This window comes from Prevotella koreensis, assembly GCF_003977605.1.
Classification (GTDB): Bacteria; Bacteroidota; Bacteroidia; order Bacteroidales; family Bacteroidaceae; genus Prevotella; species Prevotella koreensis.
On the sequence record NZ_RYYU01000001.1, the window covers coordinates 1,689,865 to 1,712,306 of the forward strand.

At 50.3% G+C, this 22,442-nt stretch carries 17 protein-coding genes and 1 pseudogene; 5 read left to right on the forward strand and 13 right to left on the reverse strand.

All coding sequences use genetic code 11. The features are described 5' to 3' along the window. Positions 1–120 precede the first annotated feature (120 nt). Both EHV08_RS07210 and EHV08_RS07215 read right to left on the reverse strand, forming a co-directional pair. Positions 121–978, reverse strand: a complete 858-nt coding sequence (locus EHV08_RS07210; protein ID WP_007366527.1) for a GNAT family N-acetyltransferase — start codon at positions 976–978, stop codon at positions 121–123. Positions 979–989: 11 nt separating this feature from the next. Then, entirely contained in the window at positions 990–1,367 is a 378-nt protein-coding gene (locus EHV08_RS07215) for a nuclear transport factor 2 family protein (RefSeq protein WP_007366528.1), read from the reverse strand. A gap of 117 nt (positions 1,368–1,484) precedes the next feature. On the opposite strand from EHV08_RS07215, the pseudogene EHV08_RS07220 reads away from it, so the two are divergent. Continuing rightward, positions 1,485–1,763: pseudogene (locus tag EHV08_RS07220) on the forward strand (DUF418 domain-containing protein); the annotation flags it as partial. 187 nt (positions 1,764–1,950) lie between these two features. Here the strand turns inward: EHV08_RS07220 and EHV08_RS07225 are convergent. The 6 genes from EHV08_RS07225 to EHV08_RS07250 form a co-directional block, all read right to left on the reverse strand. Beyond that, positions 1,951–7,815: an N-6 DNA methylase gene (locus tag EHV08_RS07225; protein WP_007366530.1), complete on the reverse strand. Its 5,865-nt coding sequence runs from the start codon at positions 7,813–7,815 to the stop codon at positions 1,951–1,953. Continuing rightward, the gene (locus EHV08_RS07230; RefSeq protein ID WP_007366531.1) at positions 7,805–8,257 is read right to left on the reverse strand and encodes a DUF1896 domain-containing protein; all 453 of its coding nucleotides are present in this window, start codon (positions 8,255–8,257) and stop codon (positions 7,805–7,807) included. The genes EHV08_RS07225 and EHV08_RS07230 overlap by 11 nt, the downstream gene beginning before the upstream one ends. A gap of 238 nt (positions 8,258–8,495) precedes the next feature. After that, complete coding sequence (locus EHV08_RS07235) at positions 8,496–10,586, reverse strand: type IA DNA topoisomerase (RefSeq protein WP_007366532.1); 2,091 nt, start codon at positions 10,584–10,586, stop codon at positions 8,496–8,498. A 59-nt stretch (positions 10,587–10,645) separates the two neighbouring features. Further along, a complete protein-coding gene (locus EHV08_RS07240; RefSeq protein ID WP_007366533.1) occupies positions 10,646–12,223 on the reverse strand; it encodes a DUF3945 domain-containing protein in 1,578 nt (525 codons plus the stop codon). Between the two features lie 19 nt (positions 12,224–12,242). Beyond that, complete coding sequence (locus tag EHV08_RS07245) at positions 12,243–12,593, reverse strand: helix-turn-helix domain-containing protein (protein ID WP_007366534.1); 351 nt, start codon at positions 12,591–12,593, stop codon at positions 12,243–12,245. A 3-nt stretch (positions 12,594–12,596) separates the two neighbouring features. Beyond that, the gene (locus tag EHV08_RS07250; protein ID WP_014224631.1) at positions 12,597–12,989 is read right to left on the reverse strand and encodes a helix-turn-helix domain-containing protein; all 393 of its coding nucleotides are present in this window, start codon (positions 12,987–12,989) and stop codon (positions 12,597–12,599) included. A gap of 250 nt (positions 12,990–13,239) precedes the next feature. Between EHV08_RS07250 and EHV08_RS07255 the strand changes: the two genes are divergently transcribed. After that, a complete protein-coding gene (locus tag EHV08_RS07255) occupies positions 13,240–13,533 on the forward strand; it encodes a helix-turn-helix domain-containing protein (RefSeq protein ID WP_007366536.1) in 294 nt (97 codons plus the stop codon). A gap of 39 nt (positions 13,534–13,572) precedes the next feature. Next, positions 13,573–13,878: a helix-turn-helix domain-containing protein gene (locus tag EHV08_RS07260; RefSeq protein ID WP_014224629.1), complete on the forward strand. Its 306-nt coding sequence runs from the start codon at positions 13,573–13,575 to the stop codon at positions 13,876–13,878. A gap of 91 nt (positions 13,879–13,969) precedes the next feature. Here the strand turns inward: EHV08_RS07260 and EHV08_RS07265 are convergent, their stop codons facing one another. Next, on the reverse strand, positions 13,970–14,332 hold the full coding sequence (locus tag EHV08_RS07265) for a hypothetical protein (RefSeq protein WP_007366538.1): 363 nt from the start codon (positions 14,330–14,332) through the stop codon (positions 13,970–13,972). Positions 14,333–14,345: 13 nt separating this feature from the next. Further along, positions 14,346–15,581 carry a site-specific integrase gene (locus tag EHV08_RS07270; protein WP_007366539.1) on the reverse strand — a complete coding sequence of 412 codons (1,236 nt, stop codon included), beginning with the start codon at positions 15,579–15,581 and terminating at the stop codon, positions 14,346–14,348. A gap of 497 nt (positions 15,582–16,078) precedes the next feature. Between EHV08_RS07270 and EHV08_RS07280 the strand changes: the two genes are divergently transcribed. Both EHV08_RS07280 and EHV08_RS07285 read left to right on the forward strand, forming a co-directional pair. After that, positions 16,079–16,276 (forward strand): hypothetical protein, encoded by a 198-nt coding sequence (locus EHV08_RS07280; RefSeq protein ID WP_126678690.1) that lies wholly within the window; start codon positions 16,079–16,081, stop codon positions 16,274–16,276. Between the two features lie 65 nt (positions 16,277–16,341). Continuing rightward, positions 16,342–17,823, forward strand: a complete 1,482-nt coding sequence (locus tag EHV08_RS07285) for a leucine-rich repeat domain-containing protein (protein WP_126678691.1) — start codon at positions 16,342–16,344, stop codon at positions 17,821–17,823. A gap of 494 nt (positions 17,824–18,317) precedes the next feature. On the opposite strand, the gene EHV08_RS11935 is transcribed toward EHV08_RS07285, so the two are convergent. From EHV08_RS11935 to EHV08_RS07300, 3 genes are all read right to left on the reverse strand, one after another. Beyond that, positions 18,318–18,986: an IS256 family transposase, variant Zn-binding type gene (locus EHV08_RS11935; protein WP_455430456.1), complete on the reverse strand. Its 669-nt coding sequence runs from the start codon at positions 18,984–18,986 to the stop codon at positions 18,318–18,320. Between the two features lie 226 nt (positions 18,987–19,212). Continuing rightward, positions 19,213–20,352: a sirohydrochlorin cobaltochelatase gene (locus EHV08_RS07295; RefSeq protein WP_126678692.1), complete on the reverse strand. Its 1,140-nt coding sequence runs from the start codon at positions 20,350–20,352 to the stop codon at positions 19,213–19,215. Next, positions 20,336–22,411, reverse strand: a complete 2,076-nt coding sequence (locus EHV08_RS07300) for a TonB-dependent receptor plug domain-containing protein (protein ID WP_238988034.1) — start codon at positions 22,409–22,411, stop codon at positions 20,336–20,338. Before EHV08_RS07300 ends, EHV08_RS07295 begins: the two co-directional genes overlap by 17 nt. Positions 22,412–22,442: the final 31 nt, after the last annotated feature.

The following is a 22,442-nucleotide window of genomic DNA, read 5'->3' on the forward strand; positions in this document are numbered from 1 at the left end:
AAATTTACGAAAAAAAAGTTCCCTGACAAAAGCACAAAGAACTTTTTTAATCTATACGTATTTTTATTTGGTATTATTAATTTGTTATTTGATGATGAGGGCTATTCATATAAATGTAGGTTAAATTTTTCTGACCATTTCAAACTGTTGTCCTTTTGGGGTAAGTCCTAATGATGACAAGAAACCAGTGACTGATTCACAATCGCAATCAACATTAGTAAATTTGAGTACATCGCTTTGAAAATGACTGACAGCACTTTTAAGCAAGGACTTGCCTATTCCTTTACGCCGGTAATCTTTTGCAACTGCGAGGGATGAAATATCGCCTGATGCCGGTTCAAAGATAACAAATCCGACAAGTTCTTCTCTTTCATAAGCTCCCAATATGTCCAAATTGTCGATTCCGCGTTCCAGTGAAGCCCTGTCATTTTGCCATGAAGGATGAAAATCGAACCAGGCCGTTTGGTTAAGGCAGTTTTTTAAATCCGATGGGAGTATGCGACATGCAGTATGGTTTACTTGCAATACAGGAACAATATCGCTCAGTTTGGCAGAGTAGTAGTTGAAATTTCTCTGTGTTTCAAAGCCTAATTTGCGATATATTTTTATTGCTTTGTGATTGTGTTGCAAAACTTCCAGTACATATTGCCGAACTCCTTGTTGATATATCAATTCGAGGCTGAAAGTGAATATTTTTTGGGTTAGGTGTAATCCCCGGAATGAAGGTACGGTTCCCGTCCCTGTGTCATAAGCCGTCAAGATGTTGTTGTACATGCCTGTTCCGTTAAACACAAAAGAAATCAGCCGTCCTTCGAAAAATGCTCCGAAAGATAGTTGTGGATTGTATCCTCGTCGGTCGAGCATGCGTCGCAATTCATCCGCATTCAAAGAGAAATCATAATCTTTGAATGCGGATGAGAATGCCGCATACAAATCTTTGAAAGAAACGGACTCTAAAGAATGAATGATGATTCCCATATCGGACGGTGTTATGTGTTTGGATTTTTATCACTATTCTCTACGGTTAAACCGTGCTGTTTGAGAAAGCTGAGCTTATCCCAATAACCTCTTTGGAAAACGATTTTATCGTTTTGCACATGGAAGAATCCGCATCCTCGCAACCCGAGCGGATCTTTCCATTCCATGATAGCCCATTCTCCATCCTCGAATATATGCTCAACAATACAAACCATTTTTGAGGTTGCAAATTCATTTACAAACATTTTATGGATAGCTGTTTTTCCTATAACCGGGGTGTTTGCGACTTGATGGTTTATGGCATCCTGAGCGTATAAGTTTGCCAAAGCGACTGCATCGGCGGCGTTGAAGCAGTCAATCCATTCTTGTAGTATCTCTTTTGGCGTCATATTTTTCGTATCTTTTATTCTTTAATATTTAATTGTTGCTTTTTCCTCTATAAGTTAGAATTAGATATTTTTCTAATTCCTTTTGAAATGATCATCAAAAACAAAATTAGTATTTTTTTCTGTTTTACTGATGATTCTGTAGAAATATTCTCGTTCATATTATTGTGTCATAAGGAACGTGTCAAAAAAGCGGTTTCCACATTACAGCTTTATGGTAAAATGAGTTTAACCAACTACATAACGCAATCTGTTGTCGGTACTGTTATCTATTTCCCATTCGTATTCTATTTAGCCCCTTATTGTGGGTATGCAGCAAGTTATCTTATCGAATTCACTCTCTTTGGGAGTCAAATATGGTTGTGCAAATGGTGGCTGACAAAACATAAACAAGGTTAGTTGGAATATTTTTTGGTATAATGTTTATAAACATAAATCAAGAAAGAATAAATAAATTTAATAGAGGCTGCCCAAAAAGAAAGAAATCCTTACAATCACTCTTCTACAGATACTTGCAGAGGGGATAAGATTTACTTTTAGACCTTTTGGATAGCCCCTATTAATATTTTATATAAAATTCATAATTTTAAATTTTTATCCCTTTCGATCGGTTTTCATCCTTAAACTGAAAACCCGGACGCCCGATAATGATATGATTGGCAATGAAATTGCCAGACGGACTTCGTTTATCCATCGGGCTGCGTATCGGTGGTGCATCATCGGTTTGTTGTGGCGATATGCTCCGTACACCTTCCGAAACAGGCTTGACCTCCTGTCCGTCGTTCTCCTTTTCGGCGACATCGGGTGTAGGCGGCGCAAGCTCTAACTGTATTTTGCGGTCAAGCGCGGCAAGTTCGGACTTCAACTGTTTCAGTTCGTCCTCCTTTTTCCATACCTTACTTGCTATCTCCTGCAACTGTGGGACTTCCTTTTCCAGCACCTCGTTCTTTCCCTTATACTGGTCGATGATGGACGGAATCCTCTCCAATGCGTTCAGGAAATTACGTGCGGCGGCTACCGGATCAGCCATCGCCAGATGCCCGTTATTGTAAGTGTACTTGTAGTTTCCCTCCACCACGAAACGGTTGTCGGTAAACTCCAGCCCCTCTTTGAGTATTCTCTCGCTGACCACCTTTATCGGAAAACCGTAAAGTTCCCCGACAGGCTTGTACAAACCGCCCGTCGTGGCGTTCTTGGCGATTTCCTGCAAACGCTTTCCGATAACCTTTTCATCGGTAGAATCCACACCGTCCACCTTGACAGCATTCTGGCGATTGCCCTCCTTATCGGTCTTGACAACGGAAAGAAAGCGGTTCCAATCTTCCGTCATGGCTTCGATTACCGCCGTATTGTTGCGCAGTTCCCCCGTCTTGGCTTCCAGCTTGAACTCCGAATCGCGCTTGCCCTTGTTGAACGACTTGCGTTCCCCTTCGAGCGAGGCGATACGCTTTTCCAGTTTCGCCTTGTCCAAAAGGTCGGTATTGCCGGAGAGCAACGCCATGTACTCCGAGAAGTTCATGCCCGATTTCTCGTCCATAGCCCCCTCGTCGATGGTACGCGCGCCCATCGCCCCGCTTTTGAGCTGCGAGATGAATGTCTGCTTGCAGTGCAGCAGGTTGAACTTGTAGCTGTCCAGCGACTTTTCCACAGCGTAGATGATGACATCCACGTTGTTCCCGGCAAAATGCTTGGCAATCTCGTTGCCTGCCCTGACTCCCCGTCCGTCACGCTGTTGTAGGTCGGACGGACGCCACGGCGTATCCAAATGATGGATTGCGACACACCGTTTCTGCGCGTTCACACCCGTTCCGAGCATGGAGGTGGAGCCGAACAGCACGCGCACCGTTCCGGCGTTCATGGCGTCTATCACCCCCTTGCGTGCCTTGTCGGTCTTGCACTCCTGAATGAAGCGCACCTCGCCTGCCGGGATGCCGTAGTCCTCCGTCAGTTTCCGCTTTATCTCGCTGTACACGTTCCACCCGTCGCCCGGCTGGTACGTTCCCAGATCCGAGAACACGAACTGCGTGCCTTTCTGCGCGTCATACCTGTGGTAATACTCCGCAATCGTCTTGGCGCAGTGCGAAGCCTTGTTGTCGGGGTGGTCTTCGTAATGCGGGTCTATCATGCGCATATCGAGAGCCATCTTGCGGGCGTAGTCGGTGGCGATAAGCATCTTCGCCTTCTCCTCCGTTTCCGACAGGGGTGGTCTGCCCAGCAGCGTGGCGTCACCCGTCTTGGCGAACTGCATCAGCTTTTGGATGAAGTCCTCCTGCTCCGGCGTCGGCGGTATGTGGTGCAGTATCTCGTTCTTGTGCGGACGGTCCACGCCCACGTCCTCCGCCGTGCGGTAGTCGGTTATCTCGTTGTAGAAGGCGGCAAGCTCCGGCACTTTGATGAAGTAGCGGAAACGCTCCTTCTGCACCACGTTGTTCGTCACGTTGAACTCGAAGTCGGTCGTCTTCTTGGCAAAGATAGCCGCCCAAGCGTCAAAGCAACGAATATCCTGCCGTTCCAGTTCCTTAGGGCGAAGGTACTTGAAGAGCAGGTACAGCTCCGTCAGCGAGTTGCTGATGGTCGTACCGGACAGGAACGTAGCCCCCAAGTCCTTGCCCGTGCGTTCCTGTATGGTACGTATGGCAAAGAGCATGTTCAGGGCTTTCTGGCTTCCTTCCGAGTTTCCCAATCCCGCCACACGGTCGTGCCGCGTGTTGAAAGTCAGGTTCTTGAATTGATGGCTCTCGTCAATGAAGATATGGTCGATGCCCATCTGCTTGAAGTCCACCACATCATCCGTGCGCGATTGGATGGCATGTTCCACCTTCTCCAACTTCGCTTCAAGGTTGTGCTTGCGCTTTTCCAGCCCTTTCAGCATCGCCCTCGACACGTTCTTGCCCTGTTGCCGCAGGACTTCGAGATTTTCCTCCACCGTGTCAAGCTCCGCTTGCAGGATGCGCTGCTGCAACTCCGGCGACTGCGGAATCTTGCCGAACTGGTCGTGCGACATGATGACGCAATCGTAGTCGTTGTTCTTGATGTTGTTGAAGAAACGCACGCGGTTGGCGGTCGAGAAGTCCTTCTCCGAGGCATAGAGAATCCGCGCGTTGGGATATGCCGCCTGATAGGTGGCGGCAATCTCCGCGACATTGGCTTTCAGCCCGATAATCATCGGTTTGTGCGCCAAGTTCAGGCGCTTCATCTCATGCGCTGCAATACACATTATCAGCGTTTTACCGGTTCCCACCTCGTGGTCACAAATGCCACCGCCATTCTGTTTGAGCATCCAGACGCAATCCATCTGTGACGGATAGACGCTCTTGATACCCCGGCTTGCCAGCCCTTTGAGGTTGAGGTCGGGAAATGTCTGGTGAGAGCCGTCATACTTTGGGCGCACGAAACAGTTGAACTTGCGGTTGTACATCGTCGTCAGCCGTTCCTTGAACTGCGGCGACTGCTCTTCCAGCCATTCCGAGAACCCGTTGCGGATTTCATCAATCTTGGCGTTGGCGAGCTGTATGCCCTCGCTGTCACGCACCTTGATGTCATTGCCATGCTCATCCTTACCGATGGATTTCATCATGTCCGGGCAGGTGTTGTGCAGGGCGTGTTTCAACAGGTGCATGCCGTCATAGTTCCGGTAATAGCCCTTCACTAAAAACTCGTCCGTGATTTTCATGGTGCGGCAGCCGCACGCCACCGAAAACTCATCCATGCTTGCGGAGTAGGCGATTTTCACGTCCGTGTCGAAAAGATGGCTCATATAGGCGGCATACACGCCCGTCGGAATCCAGCGTTCCCCGAAATTGAAGTCGAGGTCCTCAAAGGCGATGCGCGGCGGCTCGGCTTCTTTCAGAGCCTCCAACGCCTGCTTCACTTCCGGCATACGTCCGTTTTCGGGGTTGTCGCCCATCCATGCCTCGATGCGCTCCGCCTTTTCTATCACATTCCCGGCGATGAACCTGTCCTTTATCTCGTAACCGGTTACGAGCGGGTTGTAGAAGATGCGTCCTTTGAGGGCGTCAAGCAATCCCTCCTCCGTGCTGTCGGTTATCTCCCGCATATAGTCGAGATTGACCGTGCCGAACTTGTTGAGCGACGCGGAGAGTGCCTCTTCGGGAGAGCTTACGTTGGCATGGCTCTCCACAGAGAAGGAAACGGGACGCTCGAAAATGTCCGCCTTGACGAACCTGCCGTCCTCCGCCCGTTCCAGCGAAAGGATGTCGCGTCCGGCGACATCCATCATCAACAGTTTCACGTTATGCTTGGCATTGAGGTTGCCGTAGCGCATGACAAACTCATCGTAGCAGGTGTTCAACGCTCCGCGTTGCGCAGACCCTTCATCGTGATACTCCGCCTCGTAGCGGTAAAGCCGCTCGTATGCGTCACGGAGTGACACATACAACATCGCTTTCTCCTTCTGGTAGCCGGTCAGGTCAAGCGGTTGGAATGTCGCGCCGTAAGGCGTGAGGCCCTTCAAATAACCGAGATTGCGTGAAGCATCCAGTACCATAGAGCCGTCACGGTAGTGCGGCTCCAGCATACCGTTGAACGGACGGGGAGAAAGGTCGAGAGGTTCCTCCTTCGGCTTTTCCGTTTCAAATTCAGGGAAAAGGGAAGTTGTTGTCTCACTTGCGTTATTGTCCGTAACGGGAACGGTTGCGACTTCCGTCTGTGCTTCGGGGCGTTTTGTCGCTTCCTTTTCCGGCATGTCAATGGCGGGAGCGGCTTTCACCGCCGTCCCGTCCACCCGTTGCTTCTCCTGATGCTGTGCCGCCAGCCTGCGAAGTTCCTTGCGTCGCTCCGGCGTGAGGTCCATCATCATTTCATAGAAACCGTTGATGGGCGGATTGGTGTCCCAATCCAAAGAGGCGTAAATATCATCCAGATCGCCTTTGGCTGCGAAACTCACCGGCTTTGTTTCATGGCTGTCCCTCTTCTCCGTCAGTGGTGCAACAGACGGCTGTGGCGGTGCAGTCGTAACCTTCGGCGTAACCTGCGCCTGCGGTTTGGGAGGCATACGCCTTGCCGGGCTTTCCTTTTTCGCCGTCTTTTTCTTCTTGGCGGGGGCTTCCTGCTTGCGTACTTCCTCGGTCATGCCCCAGAGGTCGAGCAGGGAGAGCTGCACGCCCTCCGAATAATCGGGGCGGCGCGGCTCTATCTCCGACTTTTCTTCCTCCGGCTGCGGTGTTGCCGCTTCGGGCTTCGCTGCCATTTCATGACGTGGCTGTATCTCAGGAGTGACAACCGGTGTGGAAATGGTTTCTGTTACCGTGCTTTTCCCCTGTGCCGGATGCAGGCTGTGCATTTCATACAGCTTTTTGTCCAACTTATACAGCTCAATATCCATATGTTCCCGCAAATCCTCCGCCATTTGCCCGATGCCGTCCCGGTGCATGACTTTATAGGCTGGTTTCCCGTAAGGGTCTGTGCCGCTTATCAGATCCGAGTGGGGAATCATGCCGATGCTGCCGACATACCCGTTCTGGAAACTGCCTATCGGTGTCTTTTCCGTCTGCACGAACAACTCTTCATAATCGTACAGCTCCCGTTTCTTGCCGCTGTTCTTTTGCAGGATAATCAGGTCGCTGCCCACTTCCGTACCCGCGTTGTCCGTGAAGAGGTTGTTCGGCAGGCGTGCGACTCCCACCAGATTGGCATTACGCATCATATACTCGCGTATGGGCGCGTTGGACGGTGCGTCCAGTACCCCTTGAGAGGTGATGAACGCCACGATGCCGCCCTCACGCACCGCGTCAAGGCTTTTCAGGAAGAAGTAGTTGTGTATTGCCTTCGGTGCGGAACGCCTTGCCGGGTCTTGGCTTCCTGTAAATTCCGGGTCGAACACAGCCACGTCGCCGAACGGGATGTTCGAGATGGCAAGGTCGAAATAGTCCGTGAAGGGCTTCTCTATCTTCTCGAATCCCTGCACCCTTACCTTTTGGTCGGGATGCAGGTGTCCCAATATCTTGCCCGTCATCAGGTCTTTCTCGAAAGCCATGATGTCCGCGTCCGGCTTGTTTTCCAGCACGGCATCCACGAATGCGCCCACGCCCGCCGACGGCTCCAGCACACGGTCGGGACGTATGCCGTGTTCATGCAGAGCCTCCGCAATCGTGCCGGTTATCTCCGGCGGGGTGTAGAAAGCGGTCAGCACGGACTGCTTCATGGCATCCACGTACCGCTTGTACTCCGTATCGTCCTTGCTGTTTTCACGCACCAGCCTGTGCAGTTCTACCGTAGGGGTAAACAGTTCGAGGTCCGATTTCGCCCAATGCACGGCATCCGTCAGTTCCTTTGCAGGATTCAGTATGCACTTCAACCCGCCGAAACCGCAATACTTCCGAAGTATGGCTTGTTCCTCGGCGGTTGCCGTCCTCCGTTCCCTGTCAAGGATGAATGCCGTCCGTATCGCCTCGATGTTGTCCCGCAGCCGTTGTTTGCGGTTAAACGCCATATTCCCCGATATAAAGGACGGCGGCTCCCGTCAGCTCCGTGTAGAGCAGGTCGTATTCGGGCGACAGGGCGAAATTGTCGTCCGAAAGGTCATAGGCGGAGAATACGTTGCCGACCGGCGGCAGCAACTTTCGGATGAAGGCTTCGCGTTTCTTTCCCGGCACTTCGTCGGCAAACTCGTTTTCCACGACTTCGCGGAGGATGGCGTACTTGGAATAGCGAAGCCCCCGCAGGAGCGTGTCCATCGCCAACTCCTGCGCCCCTTCGGGCGGATAGCCTTCGAGCCGCGCACGCTCATACGTTTCGGCGGCACGGTCGGCACGCTCCCGGATGAAGGCATCGTCGGAAGCCTGTTCAAACCTGTTCGTGCGGAGGTAGTCCAGCAGGTACAGACCGTAATAGGAAAAGTCGGTCTGACCCTCGTTTTTCTTCTTGTTGTTCATTACTTTGGAATTTAGTGGATTGATAATGACGGGGATAGTCGTCTGAAAAGGAGAAAGAAAAGGCACTCGGTATCCCTCCGAGTGCCACCACTAAATCCAAAGTATGAGTGTAATCCGGTATCGAAGAACAATTCATTACTCTGAACAAGTGGCAAAGGTAGTGCAAATCGAAGACAATACGAAATAAACCCGTTTATTTCTATTGTTGAGGTGCAGCCTACTTTCTCAAAAGTTAATACTATTTCTTCCGTCCTGAAAATTTCCTGCTCGTGTTCCTTTCGGGGAACACGAAAGTCGTGTTATAGTCCCCGTCAAAGGCGACTATGGCGTCGAAGCTCTTGCCCTGCTTGCTCTTGAAGCCTTTGAGCAGCTTCGTATGCCCGTCGGTGAGCAGGTCTTTGATCTCGTCATCGGAAAGGGTGCGGTTCGCTTTCAGGCGGAACACGGGCAGCCCGCACTCCGCGTTGTCGCAGCGTACCACCTTGCCGTAGAACTGCATGCTGCCCGTCCCGCACTTGGGACACTTGCAGCCGGAATCCCTGCGGGCGAACAGTTTGTCGCACGAGAGCAGTTCGGAGGTGATTTCGCGTGTGTACGCCTCTATCTCCCTGCGGAAGGTTTCGGCGGGCATTTCCCCGCGCTCGATGCGTGCCAGATTCTTCTCCCATTCGCCCGTCATGGTTACGTCGGCGATGCGCATCGTCTTCACGACCGAATAGAGGGCAAGCCCTTTTTCAGTCGGCACAAGCGATTTCTTGCAGCGTTCCATGTAGCCGCGCTTGAAGAGCGTTTCGATAATCGCCGCACGGGTGGCGGGCGTGCCGATGCCGCAGTCCTTCAACGCCTGACGGAGTGCATCGTCCTCTATGTCCTTGCCCGCCGTTTCCATTGCCGACAACAGTGTCGCTTCTGTATGCAGCGGCTTGGGTTTGGTCTTTCCCTCCGTGATGGAGCAGCCTTTCAGCGTCAGCGTGTCGCCTTCCCGCCAATCGGGGATGGAGGTTTCTTCCTTGTCCTCCACGCTATAGACGGCACGCCATCCGGCTTGCCTGATGACGCTGCCTTTCACCGTGAACTCCACTCCGGCACACTCCGCCGTGACGGTGGCGGTGTCCTTGACGCATTTTTCGGAGAAAGCCTCGATCATGCGTCCGGCAACCATCTGATAGACGGTGCTGTCCTCTTTGGAGAGGAATAGTGGCTTCTCGCCCGTGACGAGCAGGGCGTGGTGGTCCGTCACCTTGCCGCCGTCCACGCTTCTGCGTGTCGGGACGCATTTCGGCTGCACCTTGCCTTTCCATTCGGGCAAAGCCCCGATGAAGGCGAGCAGCTTGGGGATTTCGGCGAACACGTCTTCGGGTATGTAGCGGCTTCCGGTTCGCGGATAGGTGATGAGCTTCTTCTCGTAAAGCTTCTGCGCGATTTCAAGCGTCTGTTCCGCCGTGAAGCCGTGCTTGGCGTTGGCTTCCTTCTGGAGCGTCGTCAGGTCGTACAGCAGCGGTGTTTCCTCCGTCTTCTCCTTGCGTTCGGCTTTCGTGACGGTGGCTGTGCCTGCCGACTTCACCTTATTATATAGTTCCGTCGCAGGCTCTTTCTCTTTCCACTTTTCGGAAGAGGAAAACTTCACCGTTCCTTCATCGCAGCCGTCCGTTGCGATATGGAGCTGCCAGAAGGCTTCGGGCGTGAAGCGGCGGTTCTCCCAATAGCGTGCGCACACCATCGCCAACGTGGGTGTCTGCACCCGCCCGATGGAGTACGTGCCGTGTCCGGCGGCGATGGAGAGTGCCTGCGTGCCGTTGATGCCCACGAGCCAGTCTGATTCGCTCCGCGCTTTGGCGGCAAGATAGAGGTTGTCGTATTTGCCGCCCGCTTCGAGGTTGCGCAGTCCCTCGCGGATAGCCTTGTCGGTAAGCGAGCTTATCCAGAGGCGGACGAACGGGGTGGTGCATCCGGTATAATGGTAGAGGTAGCGGAAGATAAGCTCACCCTCGCGCCCTGCATCGGTCGCCACGATGATCTGTTCGCTTTCCTTGAATAGCCGGGCAACGGTCTTGATCTGCGCCACCACGCCGCTGTCGGGCTTGTAGCCCTTCTCCGTCTTTACCTGACGGGGGACGAGCGTGAAGGTGTCGGGAATGACGGGCAGATTGTCACGGACGAAACCGCGTATGCCGTAGCCGTCGGGCATGGCAAGCTGCACAAGGTGTCCGAACGCCCAAGTCACGGCGTAGCCGCCTCCCTCGAAATATCCTTCCTCTCTCTTTGTCGCGCCCACGATACGGGCGATCTCACGTGCCACAGACGGCTTTTCTGCAATGATTGTCTTCATATTCTTCTGTCGTTTTGAATTTTACAAATGTTACTTCGGATTTAGTGGCGGACACGGGATTACATCTTCATGCCCTTGTTGTTTCTTTTCTGCTGCTGTTGCTGTGCGGTGTCCTTCGGGGCGGTCTGTCCCTTCCGCAACGGCTCTTTCAGGTTCTTGGTAGCCTCGTTGGTCTTGCCCTCGCTGTTCACCGCCACCTGCGTGCGGCTCTCGTTGGAAGGGGCGACCTTCTGCGCGTTGTCGGGGTTGGTGTCGTAGCGGTACGGGCGTCCCTTCTCCGGGTTGAACTTGATGTACATCGTGGCGTGGAAGCCCTGCTTGTCGGTCACGTTCTCTAATTTCACGGCTTTGCCAGCCACGTAGTCGGCTTTCTGCTGTTCGGTGAAGTCCACGCCGCTCCATTTGCTGATGGGGCGGATGCTGCCGTCGGCGTTCGTCCACGTGTTGCGGCGTTGCTCCTTGTTCGTGCCTCCGGCATTCTCCGTACCCTGCGCCTGTCCCTGTGCGGGGGTGTTCTTCGTTTCCTGCGTCCGGGCGGTACGGGGCGACCTGCCGGTTCCCGGCACGAACTCCACGCCGCGCTGCTCCACGTTCACTTGCAGGGTGGTGACGAACTTCCTGCCGTCCTTGCGCTCGATGAGCTTGTCGCGCACGGGCAGCCCGGCACGCAGCATGTCCTGCTCCTGCTTGGTGATTTCCGTCTTGCCGATGCGTTCCGGTATGCGCACCTTGTTCGTCGGGACATCCGTGATTTCGTTCGTCTTGCGGTCAATACTGACGAACGAGGGGATGATCTCGCCCGTTTCCCTGTCCACGAGGTCCACGACCCTGCCGAGGTTGCCTGTTTCGCGCAGGTTCTTCCGGTCGTCGTCGGAGAACTTGTGTTCCTTGTACTCGTCGAGCTTCTGCTCCTTGCGGATGAAGTGCGGCACAAGGCTGACATTGCCCTCGCCGTCCTTCTTGAAGGAGAGGCGGGCGTCCAGCTCGAAAGCCTCTCCGCCGAAATTGGGCGACACCCTCACCAAGTCGGACTTGCCGTAGTTGAGCATTCTGTTAAGGTCGCCCGACTTTTCAAGGTCGTCGCGCTTCACGCCCCATTTCTCCTCCAACTCCTGCCAGTTGATCTTGCTCTCGTCGATGGGCTGGTAGCCCCGGTTGCCCTGCGTCTGCTGCGGGCTTTCCTGATTCTGTTCGTTTTTCTGTTCCATCTCTTCCTGTTTTTTAGGTTCGTCATCTTGTTTCTGTTCCGGTTGTTCCTGCTTTTCGGCGGACTGCTCCTCCTGTACTTTCTTTTCGTAGCCGGAGGTGTCCACCTTGTGGGGCGCAAGCAGTTCCTTGTTGCCGTCGGGGTCTTTCAGCAAGTCCTTGATAACCTCCAGCAGCTTGTCGGCTTGGTCCGCCGCGACACGGTAGAAACCGAAGCGGCTGGGTTCCTTGCACTGCCGGAAGAAGTTCTTGAAGAAGTTGTCCAGCACGTCGCCGTGCCGGTCGAATTGCAGGAAACTCTGCGCGTTCTCCGCTTTCGCGGGGATGCGCTTGGGGGAGCCGTCGGCGTTCAGCCCGGCTACCACGCTGATTTCGCCCGTCTTCTCGTCACGGACAACCAGCACGTCCTTTTCGTCTTTTTTCTTTGCCATCTGAAAAATGTTTTAATGGTTATTTTTGAAAGAAATTATGGATACGGGCCTTGTAGAAGGCTATATCTTCCTTGCGGAAGTCCTTTACATGTTCGGAGAGGAACGTCAGCACGTCCGCCTCGCTGTAATAGGTCTTTTTGCCGAGCGTCTTGTAAGGCAGCGCGCCGATGCTGCGGTAGCGTTGCAGGGTGCGCTTGCTGATTTGGAGCAGCATGCACAGGTCTTGGTTGTCGAAAAGCCTGATCCCGTTCATCGGGTTCGGGGCTTTGCCGGACGGCTGCATGGAGAGCAGCATCTCGTCCTGACGGTCGAGCCGTTCCATCACCTTCTGCATCCAGTTCTCGAAATTGTTGCGGGTAAGCAGTTCCATGTCCTACGTCCTCCTTCCTTTGGGTCTGCCGCCCGTGCGCAGCGTGTGGTTGCGTTTCAGCTGTTCCGGTGTCGCGGCTTCGCCCGTGACGGTGCTGTCTTCGAGCAGGCGGTCTATTTCAGACTGCCGGTAGCGGCACTTGCCGCGCAGCACGACATAGGCGATGCGCTGTTCGCTGCGCATGCGCTGGAGGGTGCGGCAACTCACGTTCAGCAGGTGCGCCGCCTCGCGGGTGGTGAGCAGCCTGTCGGGGGATTCTTCCTTCCTACCGCCGGAAACGGCACGCACGTGTGCCGCTATCTCGGCTATCTGTTCCGTCAATGCGGTGAAGGCGGAACTTTCCATCGTTATCACTTTCATATTCAGTCCTTTCTTTTGGTTTATTTGCATGAACATAGGCTGCGCCTCGGCATACCGTTCAAGCGAGCTTGACGTGCTGCGCTCGGCTTGCGCTATGTTTCTGCGACAAAATTCGGCAATAAACCAAAGGGGCTTTAACAGCTCACTACGTGGCTCACGTAAGATTTTTACGGATAATGGCTCCGTAACCCGGACAGACGACGCAACAAGCTGCCTTTTAGTGGGAAACGGCACGTGTTCAAGGCGGCTTCGTTACCTTTGCGGCAAACTCTGAAATGTTTTGCTTATGGAAATAGTATCTATCGAGAAAAAGACCTTCGAGATGATGGTGGCGTCCTTCAACGCCCTCGCGGAGAAGGTAGCCGCCCTGAGGCGCAGGAGCGACGGCGGGCGGATGGAAAGGTGGCTCACGGGCGAGGAGGTCTGCGGGCAGTTGAGGATCAGCCCGCGCACGTTGCAGACCTTGCGTGACAGGCGGCTTATCGGCTACTCGCAGATTAACCGCAGGTTCTATTACAAGCCGGAGGAGGTCAAAAAGCTCATTCCGCTTGTCGGCACGCTCTATCCCTGCGGGAAATGATTTGATTTTTATTATTCACAACCCACTGAATCCGAAATGATGATGAACGAGAACAATGAAGTGTTTACAATGGAGGACGAGCCGCTTGCCTCCGTCGTGCAGAACATGCGCAAAGGCTCGAAATGGCTCTCCGCCTTTCTGGAAAGTTACCGCCCGCCGTTGGACGGGGAACGTTACCTGACGGACAGGGAGGTGGCGGAACTGCTCCGTGTCAGCCGCCGCACCTTGCAGGAGTACCGCAACAACAGGGTGCTGCCCTTTATCCTTTTGGGAGGGAAGGTGCTTTACCCCGAATCGGGGTTGCGTGAGCTGCTGGAGGCGAACTACCGCAAGCCGATGGAATAAGGCGGCTGCATGAAAAAAAAGGAAACGGGCAACTCCTTCACGGGGCTGTCCGTTTCCTTTTTATTCTTATTATTATATGTCTTCTGCGTTTTCAGCAATACCCGGCTTTTCCGTTCTGTATGAACATCACGTATGCCTGCCGCTTTTCCTTCGAGAGTGCTTTCTCTACCAGCCACGTGCGGAACACGTGTGCATGGTAGGTGTTCAGCCGGAAGGCAACGGGGATGATGATTTCAAGCGAGTAAACATCCGCGTGCAGCCCGTTTTCAAGCCGCATGTAGCGGCACACCTCGTAGTCGTTCAGCACGTCCGGCTTGCGGACGGCTCTGATGGCGGCGTTCACAGCCGGGACGCCCGTGTGGAACAGTCCGGCGATTTCTGTGGCGGTCATCCATATCTCGTTACCGGTTACGCTGACCGTGTTGTCCTCTATGATGATGGTTCCTCGTGTCATGGCTTCTCTGTTTTTAGATGGTGCAACATGAAAATTCCTCGATGCCGTTCAACCTTGCGGCAAGGTTCTCCATGTCTTGGTTGAGCTTCTCTTTGGTGATTTTCGCGTATATCTGCGTCGTCTTTATGCTCTTGTGTCCCAGCATGGAACTCACCGTTTCGATGGGTACGCCGTTGGAGAGGAACACCGTCGTGGCTGCCGTGTGGCGGCTCTGATGCCACGTGATATGCTTGGTGATACCGCAACGCTTGGCGACGGAACGGATTCCGGCAAGGCACGTGTTGTAGTGGGGAACGGGGAAAATCCTGCCGTTCCCGCACAGACCCCGGTATTTGTCGATGATGCGCTTTGCGATGTCGAGCAGGCGGATATTGGACACCACGCCCGTCTTCTGGCGGTTGATGTTTATCCACTCGTGTTCGTCGAAGTAGGTATGGATGTTCTCTTCCGTCAGGTTGCGCATGTCGGCGAACGACAAGCCCGTGAAGGCGCAGAACAGGTAGAGGTCGCGGTAAAGCTCCTGCTTGGCGTTTTTCAGCCTGCCCTCCATCAGCAGCCGGATTTCCTCTTTCGTCAGGAAACTGCGTGTCGTTTCCTCCTTCTTGATTTCATACTCCCGGAACGGGTCGCGTGTGAGCCACTCGTTGTTGATGGCGATGAACACCATCGTCCGCAAGGGGCAGACATACAGCCACACGGTATTGGTGCAGCAGTGCTTGTCCGTGCGTAGGAACATCTCGAAGTCGGAGATGAAAGCGGGCGTAAGCTCTTTCAGCGCGATGTCCTTCACGCGGTAGCGGATGGTGAGGAATTCTTGCAGGTGCTTGTAAACGGTCTTGTACTTCAGGAGCGTGCCTTTGGCTTTCATGCCAGCCTCCACCTGTTTCTCGTAGTCCTCGTTGTGCTGGCGGAACACCTGCATCAGCGTGTGGTAGCGGTGTTCCAGTCCGAGAAAGGCGTTCTTGACCTTCTCCGCCGTGACGAAATTGTCACGCTCCATGATTTCCTGATAATGTCTGTTGATGCGCACACGCATCTTGTCGAGCATGCGGTTCGTTTCGAGTGCCGCCGTGCTTCTGCCCGTGACACGTCCCCCTTTGGTGTCCCACAGCTTGGGATCGACGGTCAGTTTGCAACTGAACTGCGTCTGGCTGCCGTCCACCGTGATGCGTCCCATGACGGGTACTGTCCCGTCCTTTTTCACTACCTGACGTTTGAGGTAGTAGATTACTGAAAATGTACTCTTCATCGTCCTTAATTTTTTTAGGTTCAAAATTAGTCGGTGAAGAGTCCGTCGCCGGTACGCAAAACGGGGAGGAACGGCGCAATCTTTTTCCGTAACCGGATTTGTTGCGTGGGTTGTCAATAACTCACTAATCCTTAACGCCTTGTTTCGTTATCCGTGTCCGTTTGTCGCCTTTTCGGGCATGGTTACGGACAAGTAACGTAGCGGCGTCCTGATTTGGCTTTAGGGGTGATTGCGATGGCTTCACGAATAATCGGAAGCACAACTGAAACCCTTGTAACTCAATTCTATCACTATATCTTTCCGCATTTCACTTTTTTGTAGTAACTTTGTGCCAGCAAATATCTAATACGTAATATTCTGCAAAGAATAAAAGATGTTCTATAATGAATATTTTGGCTTTGTTTTATTTCTAAAACCTTAATCCATCGGCTAAGAAAGGAGGAAATTTTGCCACGGTGTAGTTTCGTAAATGTCTAACATAATGAAATCATATTATTATGAAAAAAAATTTTATTATTTTATTCCTTATTATTGTCTGCGTTTTTTCCATGCAGGCTCAAAGTTTTGAGACTACAGTTGCGAATGTGTTGTCGCAAGACGAAACAATTCTTACTTTCGATAATGACGAGGGCACGAACATTTCGGGCATCTTTGCAAGCGGAAACGTAGGTTTCTTGTCTTCCAAGGGACATTGAGCCTGCTTGTGACTCATCTATATAATAAGGAATTATTTAAACATAATAATAAGGAGATAATGAGTATGAGATTAAGATTTTACTTTGCAACATTGTTGCTGCTGTGTTTTGTCTCTGCCAAGGGACAAGAGTATCATGTGGAAACTCCGGGAACACTACAAGAGGTTGTTGGCGAAGGTGCCGAGGAATTAACCCATATTCGGGTGACCGGAACTCTTAACGGTCGAGACATTGACTTTCTACATTACCTTTGCTCTCTTAACTTCCCAAAGCCTGCAAGTATGAAAGACGAAACCTATGTGAAATTAATGATGGAGAAGAAAGATAACGTTAGAGGAAACCTTCGACATCTTGACTTTGAGGATGCACGAATGGTTAACGATGCCTTGCCAAATCGAGCCTTTGCCGGAAGTTTCCTAGAAGAGATAAAATTACCCAAAACACTCAAGAAAATAGGTGCCTCGGCCTTTAGTTACAACGTGTTGCTCAAAGAGTTGATTATACCTGAAAGCGTCGAGGAAATTGGAGAGAATTTGCTTTATTACTGTGTAAAAATTGAGAAGGTTAAACTTCCTGACAATCTTAAAGTGCTCAATGATTTGTTATTTGCATGTTGTAGCAAGCTGAAAGAAGTAAATATCCCTTCTAAACTTAGAGAAATGCATGACGGAGTTTTTATTTATTGCACTAAAGTTACACCTACTGTCGCCATCTTACCCGAAACGGTTGAAATATTGGATGGTGCAGCATATTATGGGATTAATACAATTGAAGAAGTGGTAGTTCCGCCCAATGTAAAAGTGTTAAGAGATGCTTTTTCCGGAATGCCTGGATTACGCAAAGCTACGATTCTTACCGATAAATTGACGGAGATAGGTGATTTTGCCTTTGAATGGTGCAGTGCCCTTGAAGAAGTAAATATTCCCGACGGAATCACTCGTATCGGCAAAAGTGCTTTCTTTTGGAATTTAAGACTTCGTAAAGCGAAAATTCCTTCTACGGTCACACGTATAGAGGCGAAAGCTTTCGACAGTGATCCTTTGGATTCCATTGACATACCGGCCGGTGTAACATTTATAGGCAGAAATGCATTTTGGAATAATGATCATCTAAAAAAGGTATATTGTCGCCCAATTGTGCCACCAGTGACCACTGACGGAGATGGTGAAGGCCCATATTTGCCATTCCATTCTAGTGCGACTGAAACTGCTATTCTCTATGTTCCAAAGGGTTCTGCCGAAGCCTACCGCAAATCCATGGTGTTCTCGGAGTTCGAGAATATCGTAGAATTGGAGTCTTGGCAATGGCCGTCTTCTGTTGATACTCCGATGAGTCAGACCGACCGGTATCGTGTTTATTGTAGCAACGGCATGTTGCATATTGAGTCTGACGGCAATGAAAGTGGAGAACCTGTGATTGTAAATGTATGTAACATCGGCGGAGCATCATATTGGAATGGACGTATCACAGACAACGTATCAATATCATTGCCAAAAGGCTTATATATTGTTCGTGTGGGAAAGACGGCTCATAAAGTATCATTGTAAAATGGTAATGATATAAAATAATTCACGTCCCATTCACGGTTGTCGGCATTCTTGATATAATATGAACGCTATTGCCGTGAATGAGACGTGAATTATTTTGTGGTTTATCAGAACTTTGGCTTATATGACAAAAATGTGCTTATTTTAGAGTCGTTCTCTCTTATGTGACAAAAATGTGCTTAAAAACTCCCATTCCCCTTTTATTTTTTAGGGGAATGGGACTTTATAAAGTCCTGAATGAAGATCTTTCTTCTTTCCGTACTGATTCCCTTGTGTAGGTTCAATTTTGTCTTTAAATCTGCATTAAGTGATTCAATAGCATTGTTGGTATTTGGTATCTCCAACTCAGGGTAATCATAGTATGTCCACAAACACGACATATTCCTTTTAAGGCTCAAAAAAGCACTACGTAGAGTTTTATGAGTATAATGTGATTTACCATCTTCTGTTGTTGTTCGTTCCTTAAGAAAATCCTCCCATTTAGTATACCATTCTTATAAAGCCCCAATAAAGGACTCTTTGTCCGTATGACATAACATCTTGGATATTGCAAGCAGTTCTTTAGAAGCCTCAAGTTTGGGTCTTGAGGTTAGTTTTGTCTTTATAGTCATTACTTGATGGAACTGGCATAATTGGAATTTATAATTGGGGAAAGCTTGTCTAAGTCCCTTAAAACCATCGCATACAAGACCTTGAATGGTATATCCAAGTAATTCCAAGTAGTTTATGCCCTCTTTGTAATCTTCAAGACGTTCATGCCTATTGATAAACTTAAACCAAAGTACATCACCAGACAATGAATCCTTCATAATAACTACACCAAAATTACGTCCCCAATAGGTGACATCCATTAAAACCACTACCGGACGAACAAGAAGGTTGGGCAGGTCTTCTTTATAAGATTTGGTGAGCTTCCTATAAATAGTCCTGGTTGAAACTCCGTACTCCTCTGATAGATCTTTGATTGTAAGATTACCCTTGGAATAACGATTGTTAACAATGGTATTTGTAAGACGCTTATGTCCGACAAAGCTCCTCTTACAGCACTTACAATACCAGCGTTGACAACCATTAAGATGACCACGTTTTATAGTCGATTTTGAGCCACAATAAAAGCAGATTTTTTGCCATAAAAATATAAATAGAACAAAGATAATGATTATTAGACAGTTGCAAGGATTTTAAGCACATTTTTGTCATATAAGCCCGAACTTTAGGTGTAATGGACATTTGGCAGGCATAAATCTCTCAAATGTCCATTATACCGATTTGGGATAAGAAATCCGCATCGGGAGATATTTATGTTCTTTCGAACTTCCCGATGCGGATTATTATTCATTCCATTTCACTGCCTACGTCATGAGCGGCGTGAAATGTTGTGGGATGAGATTAATCACCTGCTGTTGTAGGAGTTGACATAGCATCCTCTGTTCCGAGTTTCTTGATAGCATCCTTGGTGTGTTCTATCCACAACTTGAGGACAGCAGAGCGTTCACCGAGAGCCGGAATATAGTCTTCTCCTTCTTTGTATTTCTTCCAGCAAGCCTCTGACTTAGGATAATTTTTCACGTATGCAGAAGCATTGAGACCCTTGTCATTGAGGAAAGAGAACCAACTTGCTTTGTCTTCCGGGTCGGCCATATCGTTGTGAGCGTGGTCACCTGCGATGAACATCAACGGATAAAGTTGAACCTTATCGCCTTTCTTAAGACCTGCTTTAATCATGCGGTCGTAAACATCAGCAACCAAGTTGTTTTCCATATCTACCGTACCAACAAACATTTTTTTCGGTTTAATCATCTGAAGAACATTCTCAAGTTCGGTGTAACGTATGTTCGCGCCGAAATAGTCGTATCCTTCAGGGTTACCATGACCCATGAAAGCAACTGCTCCTGAATTGAGTGCTTCTAAGATATCCGGCTCATTAACGAGTACTTGTGCGAGTTTCTGAACGTCTCCACCTTCTGCCATCAGCGGTGTTCCTACCACTACCTGTTTGTCAAGGCTCTTCATGTACTCCTTGGTGAAGTCGTTGTTGCGGTTGTTCATGAAGTCTTTCACGTAAGAGTCGCGCACACGACGATATTCCTCACCCGGTGTAACCTGCAATGACTGAACAACAATCTGCTTGTAACCTGCCATACCGATAGCGGTAAGCCAGTGCTCCGGGTCGAAGTATTCGCGCACCTCTGCTCCCTCAGCCTTGTGCTCTCCGGCACGTGCATTGTTGATACAGATAGCAGAAGAGAATGAGAGATAAACGTCATAATCCTTGAAGCTTTTTTCGTATTCGCTCTTTACATGGTCGAATGTGTCGAAAGCCTGCTGCCATGTAGCACCGAATGCCACGAGAAGAATCACCTTGTCACTCTTCTTGTGTTTCTTTACGGTTTCGTTTACTACTTTCTGGTAACGGTCGTAGTTAGACTGTCCACCGGTGTTGTCATCGTCATCACTACAAGCAGTGAAAGACACTGAACCGATAATCGCCATCATGGCAATCATCAAAAACTTAATCTTCTTCATCATAATAATTTTGTTTTAAATTAGAATTGAATTTATTAGAGGTTCTCTTACCTTTAGAGAATTTTATAGTAAACTTGGCATATATCGTAGTACCGGGCGTGGTCGTGCCGAGATGCAGGCCGTGCGGTGTCCGGTCAACATAGTTGAAGATATTGTCTATTCCGGCCTCAAGGCTGTAACCCATGCTCTTGCTGCGTCCGAAATCGTGTGTGGTATTAATTCTCCAAATGTTATATCCCTTTCCGTCACCATTGATTTGGTAGTAACGTTTGGACGACATCTTTGCGTAAAGTCCTATTCCGAATGCGTAGCCGGGCGTGAACCTGTGGTTCCATGTGGCAAACAGATTGGCCTTGTGGCGTGCCATGCCGTCTATTACAACGCGTTTTAGCGTGTTCTCTTCGGTGTCATATAGGTTTGCGCGGGTGTTGAGATAACTATATCCCATGCCCATGCTGACCTCACGAATGCGGTATCTTGCGGTGAAGTCGATGCCCATTGTCTTGGCATCTTCTACATTCCTGAATTGCCTTACGGCAATGGGGTCATACTCTACGATGTATTCTCCGGGTGCTTCAGACTTTGGAATCGTTACCAATGTAATCATATTATCCACGCTGTTGTGGTAAGCCGTAAGCGTAATTGACAGTCCGTGGCCGTTATATTCTCCTCCGAGCGAGAAGTAGTTGCTTGTCTGCGGTTTCAGTTCGGTGTTTCCGAGATACAGATATGTGCCCACCATTTTTCTCACATATTGGTAGTACATCTCCTTGATTGTCGGCACTTTGAAGCCCTGACTCCATGTGGCTCGCCACCTGAACCGTTCGCCCGTGTGTATCATTGCCGAGAGTTTCGGTGTCAGTCTGAATCCGAACATGTGGTTATGGTTCAGTCGCAGTCCTGCGCTGATGTTAATCCACCGTATCATGTCGAACTCGTCTTGCACGTATATCGCTTCGTGGTTTGCGCTTGCTCGTCCGCCTTTCACTCTTACGGGTGCTTTCAGCCAATCGTATCTGTATTCCATTCCCGCCGACAGTCGATTGTTGTAAGGCACAGCGAACACGCCTTTAAGATCGACTATTGTGCGCTGTTGGTCGCTCTGCAACAACTGTTGCGTCGGGAAATATGGGTAGTAATGCGTAAGTTTTCCCTTGTAATATCCGTCTGTCAGCGTGGTATCGGTAAACAGATAATAGTATGCGTGACGATTCCAATTAACATCGAACGTGATATAATCTGTCTTAGACAAGTTCAGTTTGGCTCCTGCTCCGGCCGAAGCGTTGCGATACATGAGGTCGTAGGTATGGACATCTGTCGAAGCGTACTTGCCTGACGGTCTGTATATTCGTTTCCAATAGAAACTTCCGTCAGCGTAGAGTTGCAGATTTCTGCCGGCCTGATATGTCAGTCTTTCGGAAATCTGCCAATTCGTGTGACGGTTTACGGTCTTGTTTCGCGAGTCGGTAATGAGGAACTCCGTTTGGTGTATATCCTCTACCGAAGTGTTCTGCCAACCATCGCTGTGCTGCCATTGGAAGTTGGTGAACGACTGCAGTTTGCCAAGAGTGAGTCCCAAGCCGTTGTGTTGTCTCACATCGCCGTAACTTCCCACTCTGGTGGAGTTCTCCATAAGCATTCCCTCGCTACGTTTCTTGGTTATGATGTTCACCACTCCCGCTATTGCATCACTGCCATAGAGAGCCGACGACGCACCTTTCACAATCTCAATGTGGTCGATGTTTTGCGGGTCTATCAACCCAAGGTCGTTCTCTCCGCCGTTGTCGCCGTGTATTCTCTTTCCGTCGATGAGTATCAGTATGTAGGAGTTTCCCAGTCCGTTAATCTGCATTCTCGACCCCATGTCGCTCTCGCTGAAATCGAACGATGCCGACAACATTCCGAGTATGTCCTCTATGCTGCGTGCTCCGTAGTTGCGTAACTGCTTTCCGCTTATCACTTCTGTTTGCACAGGTGCGTTTTTCAGCAGATGTTCTGTTCCCGTACCGGTAATAACCACCTCGTCGAGGGTGACTTCCTTGTCACTCTCGACTTGTGCCATGGCGGTTATTGCCAAGACGAAGAACGTTATT